The organism is Gordonia sp. PP30, from assembly GCF_023100845.1.
In the GTDB taxonomy this organism is placed as follows: Bacteria; Actinomycetota; Actinomycetes; order Mycobacteriales; family Mycobacteriaceae; genus Gordonia.
The window spans coordinates 2245707-2267444 of sequence record NZ_CP095864.1 but is presented as its reverse complement, the minus strand read 5'-3'; the positions used below and the strand labels follow the sequence as shown (position 1 = coordinate 2267444).

20 protein-coding genes and 1 riboswitch are annotated in these 21738 nt (G+C 70.6%); of the genes, 16 read left to right on the top strand and 4 right to left on the bottom strand.

Going from position 1 to position 21738, the window contains the following annotated elements; genetic code table 11:
- Positions 1-53: 53 nt before the first annotated feature.
- Positions 54-2474 (bottom strand): VWA domain-containing protein, encoded by a 2421-nt coding sequence (locus MYK68_RS10405; RefSeq protein WP_247863584.1) that lies wholly within the window; start codon positions 2472-2474, stop codon positions 54-56.
- The gene (locus MYK68_RS10400) at positions 2471-3697 is read right to left on the bottom strand and encodes a PASTA domain-containing protein (protein WP_247863583.1); all 1227 of its coding nucleotides are present in this window, start codon (positions 3695-3697) and stop codon (positions 2471-2473) included. Before MYK68_RS10400 ends, MYK68_RS10405 begins: the two co-directional genes overlap by 4 nt.
- A 357-nt stretch (positions 3698-4054) precedes the next feature.
- Here MYK68_RS10400 and rpe point away from each other — a divergent pair, with 357 nt between their 5' ends.
- Both rpe and ribD read left to right on the top strand, forming a co-directional pair.
- Positions 4055-4753 (top strand): ribulose-phosphate 3-epimerase, encoded by a 699-nt coding sequence (gene rpe / locus MYK68_RS10395; protein ID WP_247863582.1) that lies wholly within the window; start codon positions 4055-4057, stop codon positions 4751-4753.
- 3 nt (positions 4754-4756) lie between these two features.
- Positions 4757-5779, top strand: coding sequence for a bifunctional diaminohydroxyphosphoribosylaminopyrimidine deaminase/5-amino-6-(5-phosphoribosylamino)uracil reductase RibD (gene ribD / locus MYK68_RS10390; protein ID WP_247863581.1), 1023 nt, complete (start codon positions 4757-4759; stop codon positions 5777-5779).
- A 67-nt stretch (positions 5780-5846) separates the two neighbouring features.
- On the opposite strand, the gene MYK68_RS10385 is transcribed toward ribD, so the two are convergent.
- Positions 5847-6119 (bottom strand): Z-ring associated ZapG family protein, encoded by a 273-nt coding sequence (locus MYK68_RS10385; protein ID WP_247863580.1) that lies wholly within the window; start codon positions 6117-6119, stop codon positions 5847-5849.
- A gap of 124 nt (positions 6120-6243) precedes the next feature.
- A riboswitch (FMN riboswitch) is annotated at positions 6244-6406 on the top strand.
- A 56-nt stretch (positions 6407-6462) separates the two neighbouring features.
- Between MYK68_RS10385 and MYK68_RS10380 the strand changes: the two genes are divergently transcribed.
- From MYK68_RS10380 to MYK68_RS10365, 4 genes are read left to right on the top strand one after another with little or no spacing between them, the layout of a single operon-like run.
- Positions 6463-7095, top strand: coding sequence for a riboflavin synthase (locus MYK68_RS10380; protein ID WP_247863579.1), 633 nt, complete (start codon positions 6463-6465; stop codon positions 7093-7095).
- A gap of 2 nt (positions 7096-7097) precedes the next feature.
- Complete coding sequence (locus MYK68_RS10375; RefSeq protein ID WP_247863578.1) at positions 7098-8372, top strand: bifunctional 3,4-dihydroxy-2-butanone-4-phosphate synthase/GTP cyclohydrolase II; 1275 nt, start codon at positions 7098-7100, stop codon at positions 8370-8372.
- Positions 8369-8845: a 6,7-dimethyl-8-ribityllumazine synthase gene (gene ribH, locus MYK68_RS10370; protein ID WP_247863577.1), complete on the top strand. Its 477-nt coding sequence runs from the start codon at positions 8369-8371 to the stop codon at positions 8843-8845. Before MYK68_RS10375 ends, ribH begins: the two co-directional genes overlap by 4 nt.
- Positions 8842-9345, top strand: coding sequence for a PH domain-containing protein (locus MYK68_RS10365; protein ID WP_247863576.1), 504 nt, complete (start codon positions 8842-8844; stop codon positions 9343-9345). The genes ribH and MYK68_RS10365 overlap by 4 nt, the downstream gene beginning before the upstream one ends.
- A 26-nt stretch (positions 9346-9371) precedes the next feature.
- Here MYK68_RS10365 and MYK68_RS10360 read toward each other — a convergent pair whose 3' ends face one another.
- Positions 9372-10235, bottom strand: coding sequence for a hypothetical protein (locus MYK68_RS10360; protein WP_247863575.1), 864 nt, complete (start codon positions 10233-10235; stop codon positions 9372-9374).
- Positions 10236-10274: 39 nt separating this feature from the next.
- On the opposite strand from MYK68_RS10360, the gene MYK68_RS10355 reads away from it, so the two are divergent.
- From MYK68_RS10355 to tpiA, 10 genes are all read left to right on the top strand, one after another.
- On the top strand, positions 10275-11789 hold the full coding sequence (locus MYK68_RS10355; protein WP_247863574.1) for a bifunctional phosphatase PAP2/diacylglycerol kinase family protein: 1515 nt from the start codon (positions 10275-10277) through the stop codon (positions 11787-11789).
- Positions 11790-11793: 4 nt separating this feature from the next.
- Positions 11794-12780, top strand: coding sequence for a hypothetical protein (locus tag MYK68_RS10350; RefSeq protein WP_247863573.1), 987 nt, complete (start codon positions 11794-11796; stop codon positions 12778-12780).
- 10 nt (positions 12781-12790) lie between these two features.
- Positions 12791-14800: an excinuclease ABC subunit UvrC gene (uvrC, locus tag MYK68_RS10345; RefSeq protein WP_247863572.1), complete on the top strand. Its 2010-nt coding sequence runs from the start codon at positions 12791-12793 to the stop codon at positions 14798-14800.
- 47 nt (positions 14801-14847) lie between these two features.
- Positions 14848-15699 carry an RNase adapter RapZ gene (gene rapZ, locus MYK68_RS10340; RefSeq protein WP_247868006.1) on the top strand — a complete coding sequence of 284 codons (852 nt, stop codon included), beginning with the start codon at positions 14848-14850 and terminating at the stop codon, positions 15697-15699.
- Positions 15696-16682 (top strand): gluconeogenesis factor YvcK family protein, encoded by a 987-nt coding sequence (locus tag MYK68_RS10335; RefSeq protein ID WP_247863571.1) that lies wholly within the window; start codon positions 15696-15698, stop codon positions 16680-16682. The genes rapZ and MYK68_RS10335 overlap by 4 nt, the downstream gene beginning before the upstream one ends.
- A gap of 124 nt (positions 16683-16806) precedes the next feature.
- Complete coding sequence (gene whiA / locus MYK68_RS10330) at positions 16807-17784, top strand: DNA-binding protein WhiA (RefSeq protein ID WP_247863570.1); 978 nt, start codon at positions 16807-16809, stop codon at positions 17782-17784.
- A 5-nt stretch (positions 17785-17789) separates the two neighbouring features.
- Positions 17790-18533, top strand: coding sequence for an immunity protein Imm33 domain-containing protein (locus MYK68_RS10325; protein WP_247863569.1), 744 nt, complete (start codon positions 17790-17792; stop codon positions 18531-18533).
- Between the two features lie 109 nt (positions 18534-18642).
- Entirely contained in the window at positions 18643-19659 is a 1017-nt protein-coding gene (gap, locus tag MYK68_RS10320; protein ID WP_247863568.1) for a type I glyceraldehyde-3-phosphate dehydrogenase, read from the top strand.
- Positions 19660-19664: 5 nt separating this feature from the next.
- Positions 19665-20882 (top strand): phosphoglycerate kinase, encoded by a 1218-nt coding sequence (locus MYK68_RS10315; RefSeq protein WP_247863567.1) that lies wholly within the window; start codon positions 19665-19667, stop codon positions 20880-20882.
- Positions 20882-21673, top strand: a complete 792-nt coding sequence (gene tpiA, locus MYK68_RS10310; protein WP_247863566.1) for a triose-phosphate isomerase — start codon at positions 20882-20884, stop codon at positions 21671-21673. The genes MYK68_RS10315 and tpiA overlap by 1 nt, the downstream gene beginning before the upstream one ends.
- Positions 21674-21738 lie beyond the last annotated feature (65 nt).

Below are 21738 nucleotides of genomic sequence, written 5' to 3'. Positions count from 1 at the left end.
ATACCGTCCACCGCTCCCGGACCTTCACACCGCCGGCGTGGGCGGCGGCGCCATCAGGTTGGGAGGGACGTGCGGCTGGCGCGGGATTTGCGTTTCTTGGCTCGCCGGATCGAGATCGCCCCGCCCGCGGCCAGGATCACGCCGACGAGGAACACCACGGTCATGATCCCGCTGTAGCGGGGGATCACCCGGATGTCCTGAACGGTTTGTCGAGCGGATCCGTCGGGAGCGATTCCCTGCGCGACCAGCTTGTGTCGGCCGGGAGTCACGTGGCTCGGCAACACGAAATGGACGTTCACGTTCCCATTACGGTCGGCGATGAAGCTGCCGATGGCGCGCGGAGTCGAACGCACCTCGATGGTGACCACACTGTTCGGCTGGTATCCGGAGCTCTGGACGTTGATGTCGGTCAGCGGTTCCATGAGATCGAACTTCTTGACCGGGGCCGAGATCAGATTACTGACCTTGTCCACCGGATTGCGTTCGGATATCACCACGTCCGACCAATCGGAACGGTGCTCGTCGCGAGGTACGAAGCGGGTCGTCGTCTGCGACCACCCCCGAAGACTGCTGGCCATCGCTTCGTAGCCCTTCCGGTTCGGATGGGCGATCTGCTGCTGCAGCCATGGCGCTGCGTTCGCGGCGACACTGTTGACCGCGTACGAGTCCCGCGCGCAAATGGTGTGATCGGGCTGAAAGGCACCGATCACATCTTGTGCGTAGTACACCGGCACCCCGGTGGCCCGGGCCGCGTCCACCGCACGGGCGATCGTCGCGTTCACCGCGTCCAGCATGGAGTTCAGCTCGGTGATCTCGTCGGGACTGACACCCATCATGCAGCCTTCGCCGGGTCGGAGTTGCCCAGGTTCGCCCTCTTCGGCGAGGGCGTTGTTGGTCGGCGTGATCCGCGGATACGGGACGACGACGATCGGCGCCGTGTGCTGTCCTCGCTGCTTCCGTGGGGTATCCGAATTGATGGTGTTGTCGACGTCGGTGTAGACATCGGCGAGCCGGTCGGCGAGAGACTGTGCCTTCGCCTTCTTGGTCGCCTCTCGGACCTGCGGGATGCAGTGATCGAATTTCGCGATGCAGGCACCCAGGACATCGCCGAAGCCAACGTCATTTCCGCCGACCGAGAGAAATACGGCGTCGACGGGGTGATGAGAAGCCACCTCGTGGAGGCGCTTGAGCTGGGGCATCTCGTACATGCCGCGGTTCTTGGGAGGTGACCATGCTACCTGCTGCTGGGCCCAGAAATCCCAGGTCGTCGCCCCGGAGCAGGCGATCGTGTACGCGTTATCGGAGAACATGACACCCGCATAGTTCGCTTTCGACCGGTGACACATGTTCTCGAACTGCGAGTTGGTGCCCGCGATATAGTCTCCGGATCCTTCACCGGAAGAATAAGAGTCGCCGAGTACCGCGACGCTCTGCACGTCGCCGAGGAGTCCGGAGACCGGGCCGCTGCGGACGACCTTGAACGACCCGCTCTGCTGTACCGGTGAGGTGTTCACCGAATACGCGGTCCCCGTCACTTTGTAGTCGCCGATGGTGCCCTCGGGTGGACGGATCGTCATCCGCACCTGCCGTTCTCGCTGGCCGGGCTGGAGATTGCCGAGGAAGCGGACGGCCTGCGGAATGATGAGTTTGGTGCTCGGCTTGCCGTCGGCGCCGGTCACCTGGATCGACACGCGCACGTTGTTGGCCGGCTGCTGTCCGGTGCTGCGCACCTTGGCGACGATCGTGCTGCCCTGGGTGCCGGTACCGGCGACTTCGGGCATCTCTTTCGGCACCTCCAGGTCGAACTCCAGCTTCGCGCCGCTGAGTTCCTCAAGTACGGGTTCCAGCGCCCCCGGCTCGGTGACGTTCACATGTCTGCCGCCGAGTGTCTTCGCGACACAGGCGAGTTGATCGTCTTCGTGGTGGAATCCGACGGTATGCGCCTGGACGGCCATGCCCTCCTTGGCGATCTTCTCGGCGACCTCGCAGAGGTTCGACGAGCCGCAGTTCGCGTCACCGTCGCTGACGACGATGATCGTGCCGTGGCCGCCTTCCTTGCGGAGGACGTCTGCCGCGTGTTGCAGCGCCGGGCCGGTAGGCGTGTCGCCGCTCGGAGTCAGCCGCCGCACAGCGGTCGATACCGTGCCGGCCTCGAGTGTGCCGAGTTTGATCTCCTCGTCACCGATCGAGCAGCCGTCGACCACGCGACCGTTGCCGGGATAGGCGATGAGCCCGAAGCGGGCACCGGTGGGCAACGAGTCCGCGGTCTTGAGTACGGCACTTCGTGCCTCCTCGATCCGGGTGCTGCCGCCGTCGGTGGACGCCGACATCGACCCGGAGGTATCCATCACCACGAGTACGGTGCCGGGTCCGCTGGCCTTGGGCTCGGCCGCGGCCGGGCCGGCCGGCAGCCACGGCAGTCCGCTCAGCACCAGCAGTGCGGCGATCGCGGCGACGATCAGCCGCCGCATCATCGCCGGCCCGCGATCTGGTCGAGGCCGTCGGTGGAACCGCGCAGCCGGGCGTCGCCCAGCACGACCGTCGGGGAGTCGTCACCGCCGCCGGAGGTCACCACGATCCGCAGGCGCATCATGTTCCGGACGTCCACCCGGATGTCCTCGGAACGGCCCAGGCCGACGTTCACCGTCTTGAGTGGACGGTCGTCGCCGTAGATCGTGACCGTCGCACCACCCTTGCCCTTGGTGTCGTCGGTGCCGACCGTCGCCTCGAGCAGGGTGGCGTTGCGGTTGATCGCGTATTCCGCCTCCGCCTTCTTCGACGACCCCGGCGTACAGGTCACGTTGTTGCTCAGGGTCTTGCCCGCCACACTCGCCGAACTCGAGGTCGAACAGCTCGACGAGGAGACGGTCGACACCGTCGAGAGGCTGAGCGCGTCGCCGGGATCGGCGACCACCATGGTCACGCTCGACGGCATCGGCTGGCCCTCGGCGGGATCGGTGCGCAGTACGGTTCCCGCCGGTGCGGCCGGGTCGACGACGCTCTCGACCGTGACGATCGCACCGAGGTCTTCCAGGGTGGTCCGGGCATCCCTGTTCGGGACGCCCTTCAGCGCGGGCATCGGTGCGGGCACCGAGAGAGTCAGTTCGATGCCGTCGGTCACCGCCACGCCGGCGGCGGGTGTCTGGGCGATGACCGTGCCGGTGGGTCCGGCCGCGGGCTTGTCGCGATAGTCGATGGTGATGCCGCTGATTCCGGCGTCACCGATCGCGGCGACGGCCGCGTCGCGGTTCAGCCCCACCAGTGACGGCATGTCACCCCGTGTCGCGGTCGCCTCGAAGGCTTCCTTCGGAATGACGATCTGGTCTCCGCCGCCGCTGCGCGGCATCACCAGGTAGCCGACGGACCAGCCGATCAGGATCAGTCCCAGACACAGTGCGGTCCAGCGGAGAAGAGTGCCGCGGCGGGTGCGGAAGAAGGCGAGGGGGCCGCGCCGGCGGTCGCCGCCTGCCGAATCGGTCGTCGTTGCGGCGCTGCCGGGGAGTTCGGTGGGCGATCCCTTGCGGCCGAATCGTCGGCGTCGTTCCGGGGCCGGCGCGGGACCGCCGATCGCGATGGTGGCCGTCGGCTCCGCCGGAGCGTCCGGAATCGGGCCCGCCGCACCGGGCCGAGGTGGCTGCGGAAGTGTCGGCGGTCGGGGTCCGCCGGGTGTCGTGGGGTGCGGCCCGGCCGCGGGCATGGGCGGGGCCGGCGGCACCGGGTGCGACGGCCCGGACAGGGGCCGTCCGGGGCCCGGCGGTGCGGGCGGCGGGCCGGCCCGTCCGGGGAGCGGGGCTGCCGGATGCGGCGCGTGTCCACCGAACCGGGGCGGTGCCGCGTCGGCCGCGGCCGGGGGCGTGCCGGGAGGAGGCGGGGGAGTCGGCCGGGGAATCCGGCCTGGTCCGGGCTGGCGGGGATCGCGACTCGGCATGACACTCCTGGCTCGTGGTAGGCACGAAGATTATCGCGATCCTCGCGAATCGCCCCGTCATGTCCTCCAAAAGGAGTACGGCGCCACGGCCCGGCGCTCACCCCGGAGACCGTTACACTACGACGCATGTGTCAACGACCGGCGCCGATGATCGCGCCCTCGATCCTGTCCGCCGATTTCGCCAACCTCGCCGCCGAGATCGCCGCCGTCGGCCCCTCCGAGATCGACCCCGGTGTCGACTGGGTGCACGTCGACGTGATGGACAACCACTTCGTCCCGAATCTGACCCTCGGCCTGCCGGTGGTCGAGTCGCTGCTCAAGGCCACCGACATCCCGCTCGACTGCCACCTGATGATCGCCGATCCGGGGCGCTGGGCGCCGCCGTACGCGGAGGCGGGGGCGTACAACGTGTCGTTCCACGCCGAGGCCACCGACGACCCGGTCGCCGTCGCCCGCGACATCCGCGCGGCCGGCGGCAAGGCGGGGCTGGGCATCAAGCCGGGCACCGAGCTGGCGCCGTACCTGGAGATCCTGCCCGAGTTCGACACCCTGCTGATCATGAGCGTGGAACCCGGCTTCGGCGGACAGAAGTTCATGCCGGAGGTCCTGCACAAGGTGCGTGAGCTGCGGAAGCTGATCGACGCCGAGCAGCTCAAGCTGCTCATCGAGATCGACGGCGGCATCGCCGCGAACACCATCGAGGAGGCCGCCGAGGCCGGCGTCGACTGCTTCGTCGCCGGATCGGCCGTCTACGGCGGCGACGATCCGGCCGCCCGGGTCGCCGAACTGCGCCGGCTCGCCACCGACGCCGCCGTCACCGTCTGACGCATGTCCGCCACCGCGATCGAGCGCGCCATGCGCCTGGCGATCGAGACCTCTAGGGGCGCACAGGGATTCAGCTCGCCGAACCCTCCGGTCGGTGCGGTGATCCTGGACGCCGAGGGCGGGGTCGCGGGTGTCGGGCACACTCAGCCGCCGGGCGGACCGCACGCGGAGATCGTCGCCCTGCGCGATGCGGGACGCGCCGCTCGCGGCGGCACCGCGGTGGTCACCCTCGAGCCGTGCAACCACACCGGCCGTACCGGGCCGTGCAGCGAAGCGCTCATCGACGCCGGGGTGACGGCGGTCCATTTCGGTGTGTCCGACCCGAATCCGATCGCCGCCGGGGGAGCGGAGAGCCTCCGGGCCGCCGACGTCACCGTGACCGGCGGCGTCCTCTCCGACGAGATCCGGCGGGGGCCGCTGCGGCCCTGGCTGTTCCGGCAGGCGCACGGCCGCCCCTTCGTCACCGCGAAGATCGCCGCCACCCTCGACGGCCGCATCGCCGCACCCGACGGCACCAGCCGGTGGATCACCGGGGCGCAGGCGCGCGCTCACGCGCACACCCAGCGGTCACGGCTCGACGCCATCGTCATCGGGACCGGGACGGCCCTCGCCGACGACCCGTCGCTCACCGCGCGGCGGCCGGACGGTTCGCTCTACGCCCATCAGCCCACCCGCGTGGTGGTCGGGCAGCGAGACCTGCCGGCCGGTGCGAAACTCCTCGACGACACGGCTCCGCTGGTCCAGGTCCGCTCGTACGATCCGCGCGACGTCCTCGACGCCGTCCCCGACGCCCTGTGGGTGCTCGTGGAGGGCGGTCCCGGCATCCTCGGTGCCTTCCTGGCCGCCGGTGTGGTCGACGAGGTCCAGTACTACCTGGCGCCGACGATCCTCGGCGACGGCTCCCCGGCCGTCCTCGACCGCACCGTCACCACCCTCACCCAGGCGCACCGCTTCCGTCGCGAGTCGGTGACCGAACTCGGCGACGACCTTCTGGTCACCCTGACCGCCCGGAACGAATCCGAATGATGTCGGCGCAGCACCGACCGCGCCGCTGATCTACGTCACAGTACGGTCAGCCGGCGCGGGTACCGCCTCAGTCGCTCTTGCCCCGGCGCCCGACGAACCAGCCGATCACGAAGCCGACGATCACGGTCACGGTGATGGTGAGCCACAGCGGCGAGTTGATGGTGACCCAGCCGATGGTCAGCGGCGTGTCGTTGGTGTTGGTGGCGATGAAGATGATGGCCAGGATCACCAGGATGATCGGCAGCCAGAACCGCTTGATGAAGACGCCGATGTCACGGCCGGCGCCCTTCGAGGCGGGCGGCTGCCCGGCGGGAATCTTTCCGGTGGGCGAAGTGGTCATGGCGTCCCCTGGGTGTCGTCGCGGTGACGCGCACGGGCTTTCGTGCGCTGTGCGTCTATCTAACACCGCAGGACAGCGCCGGAGCGCGCGCCACGACGGCGCGTCCGCGTGCTAGCGTCGGAGACAGAGTTCTCGGGGCGGGGTGCGATTCCCCACCGGCGGTGATGGAGGCGAGCGGCAGGTCCGTGAGCGTCACGAGCCCGCGAGCGCCCGTGCCAGCACGGGGACAGCAGATTCCGGTGAGATCCCGGAGCCGACGGTCACAGTCCGGATACGAGAGAACGGCAGCGCGGCACCGGGCCGCGACCTGTCCTCCCCGAGCGCGGATGCATGGAGGAGACGGGTGTTCACCGGAATCGTGGAGGAACGCGGCGAGATCGTCGCGCGCGAGGATCTCGACCGCGCGGCGCGGATCACCATCCGCGGCCCGCTGGTCACCAGCGACGCCGGATTCGGTGACTCGATCGCGGTCAACGGGGTCTGCCTGACCGTCGTCGAACAGACCACCGACACGTTCACCGTCGACGTGATGGACGAGACCCTGCAGCGCAGTTCCCTCGGCCGCCTGGCCCCCGGCTCCGCGGTCAACCTGGAGCGGGCGATGCCGGCCGGTGGGCGCTTCGGCGGGCACATCGTGCAGGGGCACGTCGACGGTGTCGGCACCATCGCGTCGATCTCGCCCACCGAGAACTGGACCGTCGTGCGGGTCGCCATACCCGCCGGGCTGGCGAGATACGTGGTGGAGAAGGGGTCGATCACGATCGACGGCACGTCGCTGACGGTGTCGGCGGTCGGCGACGACGCCGGCGCGCCCTGGCTGGAGGTCTCCCTGATCCCCACCACGCTCGCCGGAACGATCCTCGGCGTCGCGCAGGTGGGCGACCCGGTGAACCTCGAGGTGGACGTGATCGCGAAATATGTAGAACGACTGACCGGGGCGACGGCGCACGGCAGCGTGGTGAAGGAAGGCGAGTGAGGATGACTGACGAGACCGGCAAGGTGACGCTGGACAGCGTCGAACGCGCACTCGCCGACATCGCGGCCGGCAAGGCCGTGGTGGTGGTGGACGACGAGGACCGCGAGAACGAGGGCGATCTGATCTTCGCCGCCGAGAAGGCCACCCCCGAACTGGTGGCGTTCATGGTGCGATACACCTCGGGCTACGTGTGCGTGCCGCTGGAGAGCGCCGACTGCGACCGCCTCGGGCTGCCGCCGATGTACTCGGTGAACCAGGACAAGCACGGCACGGCGTACACCGTCACCGTCGACGCGCGCGAGGGCGTCGGCACCGGCATCAGCGCCGCCGACCGCGCCGTCACCATCCGGAAGCTCGCCGAGGCCGACGCGCAGGCGCACGACTTCACCCGCCCCGGACACGTCGTGCCGCTGCGCGCCAAGGAGGGCGGCGTGCTGCGCCGCCCCGGCCACACCGAAGCCGCCGTCGACCTGGCCCGGCTCGCCGGGCTGCGGCCGGCCGGCGCGATCTGCGAGATCGTCAGCCAGAAGGACGAGGGCCACATGGCGCACCTCGAGGAGCTGCGCGTCTTCGCCGACGAGCACGACCTCGCCCTCATCTCCATCGCCGACCTCATCGCGTGGCGGCGCCACCACGAGAAGCATGTCGTGCGCGTCGCCGAGGCCCGGATCCCCACCGAGTTCGGCGACTTCACCGCCGTCGGCTACTCCAGCCCGTACGACGACGTCGAGCACGTCGCGCTGGTGATGGGCGACGTCGCGGGACCCGACGGGGCGGGCGCCGACGTACTGGTCCGTGTGCACTCGGAGTGCCTGACCGGCGACGTCTTCGGATCGCTGCGCTGCGACTGCGGCCCGCAGCTGCACGCCGCGATGGAGGCCGTCGCGCAGGAGGGCCGCGGCGTGGTGCTGTACATGCGCGGCCACGAGGGCCGCGGAATCGGCCTGCTGCACAAGCTGCAGGCCTACCAGCTCCAGGATGCGGGCAGCGACACCGTCGACGCCAACCTGGCGCTCGGCCTGCCGGCCGACGCCCGCGACTACGGCATCGGCGCGCAGATCCTGGTCGACCTGGGCGTGCGGTCCATGCGGCTGCTGACCAACAACCCGGCCAAGCGCGTCGGCCTGGACGGCTACGGGCTCACCATCATCGACCGGGTGCCGATGCCGGTCCGGGCCACCAAGGAGAACCTGCGCTACCTGAAGACCAAACGCGATCGCATGGGTCACGACCTGCAGGGACTCGACGACGCGATCGAGAACGGAGCGGGCGCATGAGCGGCAGCGGAGAACCGACGCTCGAGCTGGCCGACGCCGGACGGCTGAAGGTCGCGATCGTCGCCTCGCAGTGGCACGAGCTGATCTGCACGGCGCTGCTCGACGGCGCGGTCAGCGCCGCCGCGAACGCGGGCGTCACCGATCCGACGGTCGTCCGGGTCGCCGGGGCGATCGAGCTGCCGGTGATCGTGCAGGCGCTGGCCCGCACGCACGACGCCGTCGTCGCGCTCGGCGTGGTGATCAAGGGGGAGACCCCGCACTTCGAATACGTCTGCGACGCGGTGACCGCCGGCCTGACCCGGGTCTCGCTCGACGAGTCCACGCCGGTCGGCAACGGCGTCCTGACCACCCTGAACGAGGCCCAGGCCATTAACCGGGCGGGTCTGCCCGGATCGTCGGAAGACAAAGGCGCGCAAGCGATGACGGCGGCGCTCGCGTCGGCGCTGGTGCTGGCCGGCCTCGCCGGCCGATGAACACCGCGGCGCCGGAGCAGCGGCCCGACACCGACGACGACTGGGTCTACGTCTACCGGCCCAAGGCGATCGTGCGGATCGTGATCATCGCGATCGTCGTGGTGATCGCCATTCACGTCACCTTCGGTCTGCTGCTCACCTGGCGGGACACCGGAGCGCCCGTCGGCTGGCAGGATCAGGCCGCGCTGATCACCATCGGCGTGGTGATCTCCTGCGTGCTGCTGCTCTTCACCCGTTCGCGGCTGCGCGTCGGCCCGCGGGGGATCGGCGTCCTGAACCTGGTGACCGAGCGGGTGTACGGCTGGGACGAGGTGACCGGCATGAGCTACCCGGAGAAGGCTCCGTGGGCCCGGCTGCTGTTCCCGTACGACGAGCACATTCCGGTGATGGCCGTGCAGGCCCGGGACGGCGACGCCGCCGTCGCCGCGATGCGGCGGGTCCGGGAACTCCAGCGCGAGTACCGCCCGCCCGCCGAGCCGACACCGGACCGGCCTGCCTAAGGGCTGGTCCGGCCCGGGCGGCGCCGCTATCTCGCGATCGATGCCGACAGCGGGATCCCGGCCTCGGCGGCGCGATGCTCCGCCGCTTCGAGCACCGCGGGATCGGTGCCCCGCGGCAGGACCAGCTCGAACTGCGGTGCGGTGACCGGCCGCTGCGAGTTCGCCCGCCAGCGCACCGGCGTGACCCCGGGCGGAAGCGCCGCGAGCACCTGCCGCAGCGGCCGCAGCGGCTCCACCGAGTCGCCGGCGTCGAAGCTCACCACGCCCAGCGCACCGACATCTCCGCTGGTCGCCGACATGTAGCGGACGCCGGGCGGGTCGGTGCGCAGATAGTCGTTCAGCCGGTCCGCCGTCACGTACGGGTCGCCGGTGGTGCTGCCGCGCAGGTCGTGGATGAAGGTGTCGAGCGTGATCAGCCCCGGATCGGACGCGGCGAAGGCCCGCACCTCGGCGATCCGGCGCTCGAGCGCGGCGGGGGAGGTGTCGCCGAGCGCGCCGTCGCCGGTCCGGACGAACACCGACACCGTCGCGGGCGCCCCGCTGCCGTTGACCGCGGGGAAGTAGAACGACAGATTGTGGTGCGCGATCTTCCGCGCGACGCGGTGGTGCGTGATCTCGCTGATCGAGCGGGCCAGCTCGGCGTCGGACAGGCCGGCGCGCAGATCCACCCGGCTGTCGGCGGAACCGCGCCCGGGAAGGTCGTTGTTGCCGCGGATCCGATGGCTCGCGACATCGTCGCGGCCGTCGAGGTACCGGCCGAACTGACTCGCGAACTCGGTGCCGGCGTTCATCTGGCAGCTCGACAGCAGCAGGACGAGGGCGCTCGCGAGGACCCCGGTCACCGCAGCCCGGCTGCGGCGCCGGGCCGCGGGGCGCGGCGAGCGCGTCATGAGCACCAGTTTACCGTCGCGGGCCGCTACGGTTTCCCTATGATCCGTCCCACCCGATTCACCGGTCCCGTCGTGCCCAACGAACAGCCCGCCGAAGCGCTCACCGCCGGCCTCGCCGAACTCGATGAGCGGGTGTTCCGCGCCGTCGCCGACTCGCCGAGCCCGTTCCTGGACGCCGCGATGAAGCCGCTGTCGGCGGCCGCGGACAAGGGCAAGCTGTGGTTCGTGATCGCCGCCGCGATGGCCACCACCAAGTCGCCGTCGCTCCGGCGGGGTGCCGCGCGCGGCGTCGTGACCCTCGGCGTGACGAGTCTCATCGCGAACCAGGTGAGCAAGCGGGTGCACCCGCGGGTGCGGCCGGACACCGCCGGGATCGGGCTGCGCCGGCTGCGCCGCCAGCCGACGTCCAGCTCGTTCCCGTCCGGGCACTCGGCCAGCGCCGCGGCCTTCGCGATGGCCGTCGGCGTGGAGAACCGGCCGGCCGGATACCTGCTGGGCGGGCTCGCCGGACTGGTCGGCCTGTCGCGGGTGGCCACCGGCGCCCACTATCCGGGCGACGTCCTCGCCGGCTTCGCGCTCGGCGCCGGGATCGCGGTGCTGGGCGCGCAGCTGGTGAAGCCCGTCGACGACCACGCGATCACCGTGCCGCCGCCGCGCCGCCCGGAGCAGCGCCCCCGCCCGGACGGGGAAGGCCTGGTGATCCTGGTGAATCCGGCGTCCGGGGACGGCACCGGTGAGCGGGTGCAGGCGCAGATCGAGAAGGAGCTGCCCGCCGCGGAGATCGTCGACCTGTCGACGGCCGGGGACCTCGGCGACGTCGCCCGGGAGGCGGCGGCGCGCGCGGAGGTGCTGGGCGTGGCCGGCGGCGACGGCACCGTCGCCGCCGTCGCGCAGCAGGCGATCGAGTCCGGTCTGCCGCTCGCCGTCTTCGCGGCGGGCACCTTCAACCACTTCGCGAAGGACATCGGCGCCGAACACGTCGGGTCGACCGTCGACTACGTCCGGTCCGGCGAGGTCACCGACGTCGACGTGCTCTGGCTGAACGACGACCAGCTGATCCTCAACACGTCGAGCATCGGCGCCTACCCCGAATACGTGAAGGCGCGCGAGCGCTTTCAGCACAGCGCGAGCCGCCCGGTCGCCACCATCCGCGCCGGGCTGCACGTCCTCCGGCACAGCGAACCGGTCACGGTGGCGATGAACGGCGACGAGGTGCAGACCCTCTTCTTCTTCCTCGGCAACGGCATGTACGGCACCGCCGGATTCTTCCCGGGCCGCCGCACCCGCCTGGACGACGGCCTCATCGACGTCCGCTACCTGCGCACCGGGCACCGCTTCGAGACCCTCCGCATCGCCGCCTCGCTGCTCACCGGCCGGATCAAGGCGTCCAAGCTGTATCAGGAGGCGCAGGTCCCGGCCTTCGAGATCACCTCCGCCGCCCCGATCCGCGTCGCCCACGACGGCGAGGCCGGCGACGAGATGACCACCGCGTCGTACCGCCTCGGTTACCGCTCGCTGAGCGTGTACGGCACCAGCATCGTCCGGGAGGCGTGAGCCGGTGACGGCGTGGGTCGAGGTGCTGATCGCGATGGTCGACGGTCCGTCGGTCCCGGTGACCGGGGTGGTGGAGACCGTCGATGACGACGACGGCTTCCGGATGTGGATGGGTGAGATACCGGTCTTCGTCGGCCTCCCGCCCGGTGCGGTGCGGGTGTGGCAGCACGGCCGCCGACTGCGCGTCGATCTGCCCGACGGGACGCCGGTGTTCCGCCGCGACGGCGAGCACGCGTGGCGGTTCGACCCGTCGGCGCCGGCCGAGCCACCGGTGCTGAGCCCGGGCAGCCGGGTGGAGTACACCGGGCCCGGCAGAGCGATCCTCGCCGTTCGGGACGCCAACGATTGGGCGCGCAGCGACGACTTCACCCGGCCCACGAAGAGACCGATCGAGGAGACCGAGTTCCTCGGCCGCCCGGCCTGGGCGGTGGAACTCGCGGCGCCGGAGCGCAAGCCGTATCCGATCCGGCTCGTGGTCGATCGGGAGACCGGCGCGGTGCTGGAGATGCGGAACGACCACGCCGGGGTCCGCGCGTCGTATGTGCGCTTCGCCACGGCGGACGTCGAACCCGGCTGGTTCCGCTACGACGGTCCGGTGACAGCGGTCGCCGAGCGCGACGCCGACCTGCGACGGGAGTGGGAGCAGCGGCGGAAGGCCGAACAGGACTGGTTCACCGAGCACGTCGGGCCGGCCGGGTTCGCACTGCCGCTCACCGTGCCCTTCGGGCAGCTCAGCGTGCACCGCCGGGACGACGACGGCGGTTTCGAGGCGAGCACCCGCAGTGCTGCCGGGCACGTATCACTCAGCCTCGCCCGGCGGCCGCGATCATCGGAACCGTGGGATCTGCACTGGCCGGACGAGAGCACACGCTGGTCCGACGACGACTACGACTGGGCGGCCTGGATCCACGGCTTCCCATTGGACGATGCGGCGGCCGCCGTCCTCCGCCGCACCTTCGCCCGCCGGACCCCTGTCGGACCCGGCGACTAACCTGGGAACCGTGGCCGATCCGACGACCTACCGCCCGGCTCCGGGCACCATCCCGACCGACCCCGGCGTGTACAAGTTCCGCGACGCGCACGGGCGGGTGATCTATGTCGGCAAGGCCAAGAGCCTGCGGTCACGGTTGACGTCGTACTTCGCCGACCTCACCACGCTGCACCCGCGCACCCGGCAGATGGTCACCACCGCCGCCTCCGTGGAGTGGACCGTGGTGGGCACCGAGGTGGAGGCCCTTCAGCTCGAATACAACTGGATCAAGGAGTTCGATCCGCGCTTCAACGTCCGCTACCGGGACGACAAGAGCTACCCGATGCTCGCGGTCACCATGAACGAGGAGTTCCCGCGGGTCTTCGTCTACCGGGGCGCGCGCAAGCCGGGTGTGCGGTATTTCGGCCCGTACGCCCACGCCTGGGCCATTCGGGAGACCGTCGACCTGCTGACCCGGGTGTTCCCGGTGCGGACCTGCTCCAACGGGGTGTTCCGGCGCAACGCGCAGATGGGCCGGCCGTGTCTGCTCGGCTACATCGACAAATGCGCGGCGCCCTGCATCGGGCGGGTCGACGCCGCCGAGCACCGGGAGATCGCCGAGGACTTCTGCGACTTCCTCGCCGGCAAGACCGACACCCTGATCCGCCGGCTGGAACGCGAGATGGGCGCCGCCGCCGAGGATCTGGACTTCGAACGCGCGGCACGGCTGCGCGACGACCTGTCGGCCCTGCGGCGCGCCATGGAGAAGCAGGCGGTGGTGCTCGGCGACGGCACCGACGCCGACGTGATCGCGATGGTCGGCGACGAACTCGAGACCTCGGTGGCGATCTTCCATGTCCGTGACGGCCGGGTCCGCGGCGAACGCGGCTGGGTGGTCGAGGTGCAGGAGAACGCCACCCTGGGCGACCAGGTCGGGGCCTTCCTGCTGCAGTTCTACGGCGACGAGTCGGAGATGAGTTCCGGCATCCCGCGCGAGGTGCTGATCCCCGAACTGCCCGACGACGCCGAGCAGCTCACCGCGTGGCTGTCCGAGCGCCGCGGCAGCCGGGTCTCGCTCCGGGTGCCGCAGCGCGGCGACAAGCGCACCCTGGCCGAGACCGTCGAACGCAATGCCGGCGAGGCGCTGACCCGGCACAAGCTCAAGCGGGCCGGTGACCTCACCACCCGCTCGGCCGCGCTCACCGAACTGCAGGAGGCGCTCGGCATGGACGACGCGCCGCTGCGCATCGAGTGCATCGACATCTCCCACGTGCAGGGCACCGACGTGGTCGCCTCCCTCGTCGTCTTCGAGGACGGCCTCGCCCGCAAATCCGATTACCGGCACTACTCGATCCGGGAGGCGGCCGGCGACGGCCACTCCGACGACGTCGCCTCGATCGCCGAGGTGACCCACCGCCGCTTCCTGCGCCATCGAAGCGATGCCGCGGACCGGGCGGGCGCGGCCGCGCCGGGGGAGACGGAGCCGGGGGAAGCCGCCGCCGACAACGGGGGCGATCTCGCGCCGGAAGCGGCCCTCGACCCCAAGACCGGCAGGCCGCGCCGCTTCGCCTATCCGCCGAACCTGTTCGTCGTCGACGGCGGGCAGCCGCAGGTGCACGCCGCCGCGGCCGTCCTCGACGACCTCGGCGTGACCGACGTGACGGTGGTCGGTCTGGCGAAACGACTGGAAGAAGTCTGGATTCCGGGCGACGATGAACCGGTGATCCTGCCGCGGAACTCCAAGGCGCTCTTCCTGCTGCAACGCATCCGCGACGAGGCGCACCGCTTCGCGATCGGCTTCCACCGGTCCAAGCGCAGCAAACGGATGACGGCGTCCGCGCTCGACGGGATTCCCGGCCTGGGACCCTCGCGGCGGACCGCCCTGGTGACCCATTTCGGCTCGGTCGCCAAGCTGAAACAGGCCACGGTCGACGAGATCGCGCAGGTCCGCGGGATGGGCAAGGCCACCGCCCGCACCGTCCACGAAGCACTGCACAGCGACACCCCCCACACCGACCTCAAGGAGAGGACCGCGCCGTGAGCGAGGCCGAGGCCCCCAGCGCCACCACCGTCCTGTTCGTCACCGGCATGTCCGGCGCGGGCCGGACGTCGGTCGCCAACGTGCTCGAAGACGACGGCTGGTACGTCGCCGACAACGTCCCGGTCTCGGTGATCGCCCAGGTGGTCGACGGAGTCCGCACCAGCGAGATCGGCGCGCAGAAGATCGCCATGGTGGTCCGCCCGACCGGCCCGACGTTCGCGGCCGACCTCGCCCATCTGCGGGCCGAGCTCGCCGACGGCGGGGCGCACACCGTGCTGCTCTTCGTCGACGCCTCCGACCCGGTCCTGATCCGGCGCTTCGAACAGGTACGACGCCGCCACCCGCTGCAGGGCAGCGGCACCCTGTCCGAGGGCATCGCCGCCGAACGGGCGATGCTCGCGGGCGTCAAGGCCGACGCCGAGACGCTGATCGACACCTCCGACCTCTCGGCGACCCGGCTGCGGACGATGGTGGCGCAGGTCTTCCCCTCGCAGACCGGACAGGGGCTCTCGATCGCCGTCCAGTCGTTCGGTTTCAAATACGGGCTGCCCATCGACTGCGACCTCGTCGCCGACGTCCGCTTCCTGCCCAACCCGTACTGGATCCCGGAGCTGCGCGAGCACAACGGCCGGGAGGCGCCGGTGCGCGACTACGTGCTCGGCCAGCCCGATGCGCTCGAGTTCCTGCAGCGCTACACCGAACTGGTCGACATCATCGCCCGCGGATACCTCCGCGAGGGCAAGAGCTACATGACCATCGGGATCGGCTGCACCGGCGGCAAACACCGCAGCGTCGCGATGACCGAGGAGATCACCCGGCGCCTCGCCGCGGAGACCGACACCGACGGCCGTCCGCGCTATGAGGTGGTCGCCTCCCACCGCGATCTGGGGCGCGAATGAAGGCGGTCGCGCTCGGCGGCGGGCACGGCCTCTACAACACGCTCACCGCCCTGCGCTACCTGACACCCGAGGTCACCGCCGTGGTGACCGTCGCCGACGACGGCGGGTCGTCCGGGCGCCTGCGGCACGAACTCGGCCGGATTCCACCCGGAGACCTGCGGATGGCGCTCGCGGCGCTGCTGTCGGCCCCGGCCGCGCTCGAGGCGCGCGGCGCCGTCGATCCGGCGTCCGCCGACCGCGCCCGGATGTGGGCCGATCTGCTGCAGCACCGCTTCGGCGGCAGCGGTGCGCTCGCCGGGCACCCGATCGGCAATCTGCTGCTGTCCGGCGTGGACGAGCGCTGCGACGACATCGTCGCCGCCCTGGACGCGCTGGTCGACCTGTTCGGGATCGACGGCCGGGTGCTCCCGATGGCCACCGAGCCGCTGGTGATCGAGGCCGATGTGACCGGCCTCGAGGAGGACCCGCGGATGAGCCGGGTGATCCGCGGGCAGGTCGCCGTCGCCACCACCCCCGGCGTGGTGCGGCGGGTGCGGGTGACGCCGGCCGAACCGTCGTCGTGCACGCAGGCCGTCGAGGCGATCGGCGCCGCGGATCTGGTCACTCTCGGGCCGGGTTCCTGGTTTTCCAGTGTGATCCCGCACGTGCTGGTGCCCGAGCAGCTGGCGGCGCTGCGTGCGACGCCGGCCCGCAAGGTGCTGGTGGTGAATCTGGCCAACGAGCCGGGGGAGACCACCGGGTTCTCGGTGGAACGGCACCTGCACGTGCTCGCCGCGCACGCCGGCGGCTCCCTGCGCTGCGACGACATCCTGGTCGATGCCGCCTCGGTGCCGGCCGGACGCGAACGCGAGCACCTGGAGCGGGCGGCAGGCGAGTTCGGGGCGCGTCTGGTGATCGCCGATCTCGGACTCCCCGGACAGGATGTGCACGACCCGGTCAAGGTGTCCGTGACGCTCGGTGCGCTCCTGCACGACCGGAGGTGAGGCCGCGACGTCCCCCCGGAAGGAGAGACAGGAGAGACGGTATGGAAGTCATAACTGACCGCACGGTAAGCTTTGACGAGAGTTGCTGGACGAGTGGCACGAAGGAGGCTTGGTCAGGTTGGCCATGACAGGCGCGGTGAAGGACGAATTGAGTCGTCTGTCGGTGGCGCAACTGAGTTGCCGGAAGGCGGAAGCCGCGGCGCTCCTGCGGTTCGCCGGGGGATTGCACATCGTGGCCGGACGGGTGGTGGTCGAGGCGGAGGTGGATCTCGGGAACGTCGCCCGCCGGCTGCGCCAGGAGATCCACGATCTCTACGGCTACCCGTCCGAGGTGCACGTGCTCCGGTCGGGAGGACTCCGCAAGAGCGCGCGATACATCGTGCGCGTCAGCAAGGACGGTGAGGCGCTCGCCCGCCAGACCGGGCTGCTCGATCCGCGTGGCCGCCCGGTGCGCGGGCTGCCCGCGCAGGTGGTCGGCGGCAGCGTCGGCGACGCCGAGGCCGCCTGGCGCGGTGCGTTCCTGGCGCACGGTTCGCTGACCGAGCCGGGCCGGTCGTCGTCCCTCGAGGTCAGCTGTCCCGGACCGGAGGCCGCCCTGGCCCTGGTCGGTGCGGCCCGGCGGCTCGGCGTGGTGGCCAAGGCCCGCGAGGTACGCGGCAGCGACCGCGTGGTGATCCGCGACGGCGAGGCCATCGGCGCACTGCTGACCCGGATGGGCGCCAACGAGACCCGGCTGGTGTGGGAGGAGCGCCGCATGCGGCGCGAGGTCCGGGCCACCGCGAACCGCCTCGCCAACTTCGACGACGCCAACCTGCGCCGCTCGGCGCGTGCCGCGGTCGCCGCGGCCGCGCGCGTGGAGCGCGCCCTGGACATCCTCGGCGACGAGGTGCCCGACCACCTAGTGGCCGCGGGCCGCCTCCGCGTCGAACACCGGCAGGCATCCCTGGAGGAACTGGGCCAGCTCGCCGATCCGCCGATGACCAAGGACGCGGTGGCCGGCCGGATCCGGCGGCTGCTGTCCATGGCGGACAAGAAGGCCCGCCAGGAGGGCCTGCCCGACACCGAATCCGCGGTGACCCCCGAACTCCTCGACGAAGCGTGAACATAATGACCGACCCCACCGCGGCCGCGCAGACCTGCCACGTGAGCCGTCGCATCCTCAACGACCGCCGCCCGGTCGGCTACATGGTGCGCGACGAACTCGGCTGGAGTTTCCTGGCCGGTGACGAGACCCAGGAGTACGTCGACACCCCGGAGAACCTCGCGGTGCTCGCGCTCGCCGAGATCGGCGTGTGGGACCCGGCGGTCACGCCGCACCTGTCGTCACCCGTCGGCACCGCGCTGGTCCGTGCCGGCGACGGCTTCGTGCCGGAACAGACACGAGGTACCGGCCCCATCGCACCGGCGCCCGTCCCGGCCGGCCTCAACCCGGACTTCCCGGTGGTCAGCGGGCCGCTGCCGCTGTCTCCCGAGTGGGAGATCACCCTCGACCGGCCGGTGAACCGCCGCGTCGAGGACGGCACGCTGGTGCTGTGGCGGCCCGGTTTCACGGCCCGGCTCACGCTCTGGCGGCGCGACGACGGACAGGACGCCGCGGCGAGCCTGGCACGGCTGCTGGCGGGTGCCTCCCCGGATCGCTACGACGAACGGACGTGGTTCGCGGATCAGGTCCGGTATGCCGGTTTTCGCCTTCACGAGCCGGAGACCGGTGCCGGCGCCGACTCGTTCTACGGCTTCGCGGTCGGACCGTCGAAGTTCGTGCAGCTGGCGGTCTCCTTCGACGACGAGTCCGAGCTCGCCGCCGCCGGAATGCTGCTCGGTTCGGCGCGGGTGCGCACCGAGCGGGCGTGACGCACACCGCATCGGGACCTTCTGCTGAAGAGCGGGCGGCCTGCCACTAGGCTGGACGCAGTGGGCCGGACATTCCCACCGGCTCTCCCACTCTGCTAAGGAGCACAACGTGACCGTTCGGGTAGGCATCAACGGATTCGGCCGCATCGGCCGCAACTTCTTCCGTGCCGTGCTGGCGACGAATGCCGCCGGCACCACCGACATCGAGATCGTCGCGGTCAACGATCTGACCGACATCAACACCCTGGCTCACCTGCTGAAGTTCGACTCGATCCTGGGCCGCCTGCCCGAGGACGTGTCGGTCGACGGCGACGAGATCGTGGTCGGCGACAAGCGCATCAAGGCGCTCGCGCTGCGCGAGGGCCCGGCCGCGCTGCCGTGGAAGGACCTCGGCGTCGACGTCGTCGTCGAGTCGACCGGTATCTTCACCGGCCGCGACGCCGCGCAGGGCCACCTGGACGCCGGCGCGAAGAAGGTCATCATCTCGGCCCCGGCCAGCGATCCGGACATCACCATCGTGATGGGCGTCAACGACGACCAGTACGACGGCAGCCAGAACATCATCTCGAACGCCTCGTGCACCACCAACTGCCTCGCGCCGTTCGCCAAGGTCCTGCACGACAACTTCGGCATCAAGCAGGGCCTGATGACCACCGTGCACGCCTACACCCAGGACCAGAACCTGCAGGACGCACCGCACAAGGATCTGCGCCGCGCCCGCGCCGCCGCGATCAACATCGTGCCGACCTCGACCGGTGCCGCCAAGGCCATCGCGCTGGTGCTCCCGGACCTGAAGGGCAAGCTCGACGGCTACGCCCTGCGCGTGCCGATCCCCACCGGCTCGGTCACCGACCTCACCGTGGAGCTGGAGAAGGCCGCCACCGCGGAGGAGATCAACGCCGCGATGAAGGCCGCCGCCGAGGGCCCGATGAAGGGCATCCTGAAGTACTACGACGCGCCCATCGTGTCCAGCGACATCGTCACCGACCCGCACAGCTCGCTGTTCGACGCCGGCCTCACCAAGGTGATCGGCAACCAGGCCAAGGTCGTCTCCTGGTACGACAACGAGTGGGGCTACTCCAACCGCCTCGCCGACCTGGTCACCCTCGTCGGCAAGTCGCTGTAAGCCCGATGGCTGTACGCACTCTCAAAGACCTTCTCGCCGAAGGAGTCTCGGGTCGCGGCGTGCTGGTCCGGTCGGACTTCAACGTGCCGCTGGACGGCGGCGAGATCACCGATCCGGGCCGCATCCTGGCCAGCATCCCGACGCTGCGTCAGCTGGTCGACGCCGGTGCCAAGGTGATCATCACCGCGCACCTCGGCCGTCCGAAGGGCGAGCCGGACCCGGCGCTGTCGCTGGCTCCGGTCGCCGCCCGCCTCTCGGCGGAACTGGGCCGCAACGTCCAGCTCGCCGGTGACACGGTCGGCTCCGACGCGCTCGCGCGCGCCGAGGGCCTGACCGACGGCGACGTCCTGCTCCTGGAGAACATCCGCTTCGATCCGCGGGAGACCTCCAAGGACGAGGCGGAGCGCACCGCGCTGGCCCGCGAACTGGTGGAGCTGGTCGGCGACGACGGCGCGTTCGTGTCCGACGGCTTCGGCGTGGTCCACCGCAAGCAGGCCTCGGTGTACGACGTGGCGAAGCTGCTGCCGTCGTACGCCGGTGACCTGGTGGCCACCGAGGTGGACGTCCTGCAGCGGATCACCACCGACGTGGAGCACCCGTACGCGGTGGTCCTCGGCGGGTCCAAGGTGTCCGACAAGCTCGCCGTCATCGAGGCCCTGGCCCCCAAGGTCGACACCCTGGTGATCGGCGGCGGCATGGCCTTCACCTTCATCAGGGCGCAGGGCAGCCCGGTCGGCGACTCGCTGCTGCAGGAAGACATGATCGACACCTGCAAGGACCTGCTCGACCGGTTCGGCGACGTGATCCACCTGCCGCACGACATCGTGGTGGCCGACAAGTTCGCCGCCGACGCCGGCACCTCGATCGCGTTCACCCGCGACGGTTTCACCGAGGGGATGGGCCTGGACATCGGCCCGGGCAGCGTCGAGCGTTTCTCGGCCGTGCTCCGCGGCGCCAAGACGGTGTTCTGGAACGGCCCGATGGGTGTCTTCGAGTTCGAGAAGTTCTCCACCGGTACCCGCGGCGTCGCCGAGGCGATCGCCGCGGCCACCCAGGACGGCGCGTTCAGCGTGGTCGGCGGCGGTGACTCGGCCGCGGCCGTGCGGTCGTTCGGCCTGCCGGATTCGGCGTTCTCGCACATCTCGACCGGCGGCGGTGCTTCGCTGGAGTATCTCGAGGGCAAGGAACTCCCGGGGCTCGCCGTACTGGAAGTGGGGAACTGATGGCCGCCGCACGCAAGCCGCTGATCGCGGGCAACTGGAAGTGCAATCTCAACCACTTCGAGGCCATCGCGCTGGTACAGAAGATCGCCTTCGCGCTGCCCGAGAAGTACTTCGACAAGGTCGACGTGACGGTGCTCCCGCCGTTCACCGACATCCGCAGCGTGCAGACGATCGTCGACGGCGACAAGCTCCTGCTCACCTACGGTGCGCAGGACGTGTCCGAGCACGACTCGGGTGCCTACACCGGTGAGATCAGCGGCGCCTTCCTGGAGAAGCTCGGCTGCACCTACGTCACCGTCGGCCACTCCGAGCGCCGCACCCTGCACGGCGAGACCGACGAGGTGGTGCTGGGCAAGGCCAAGGCCGCGCTCAAGTACGGCCTCACGCCGATCGTCTGCATCGGTGAAGGGCTCGACGTCCGCGAGGCCGGCGAGCACGTCGCCTACAACGTCGCGCAGGTCAAGGCGTCGCTGGCCGGTCTCACGGCCGAGCAGATCAGCAAGGTGGTCGTCGCCTACGAACCGGTCTGGGCCATCGGCACCGGCCGGGTCGCGAGTGCGCAGGACGCCCAGGAGGTGTGCGCGGCGGTGCGTGCGGCGCTCGCCGAGATCTCCGACGCGGCCACCGCGGCCGGGGTGCGGGTCCTGTACGGCGGCAGCGTCAACGCCAAGAACGTCGGCGAGATCGTCGGGCAGCCCGACGTCGACGGCGCCCTGGTGGGCGGCGCGTCGCTCAAGGCGGACGAGTTCGCGCAGCTGTGTGCGATCGCCGCGGGCGGGCCGTTGCTCTGATCGGGCGGTTCATCGCGTAGACTGTGGCAGGTTGCCCCTTCGGGGGCGCCTGCCACAGTCATTTC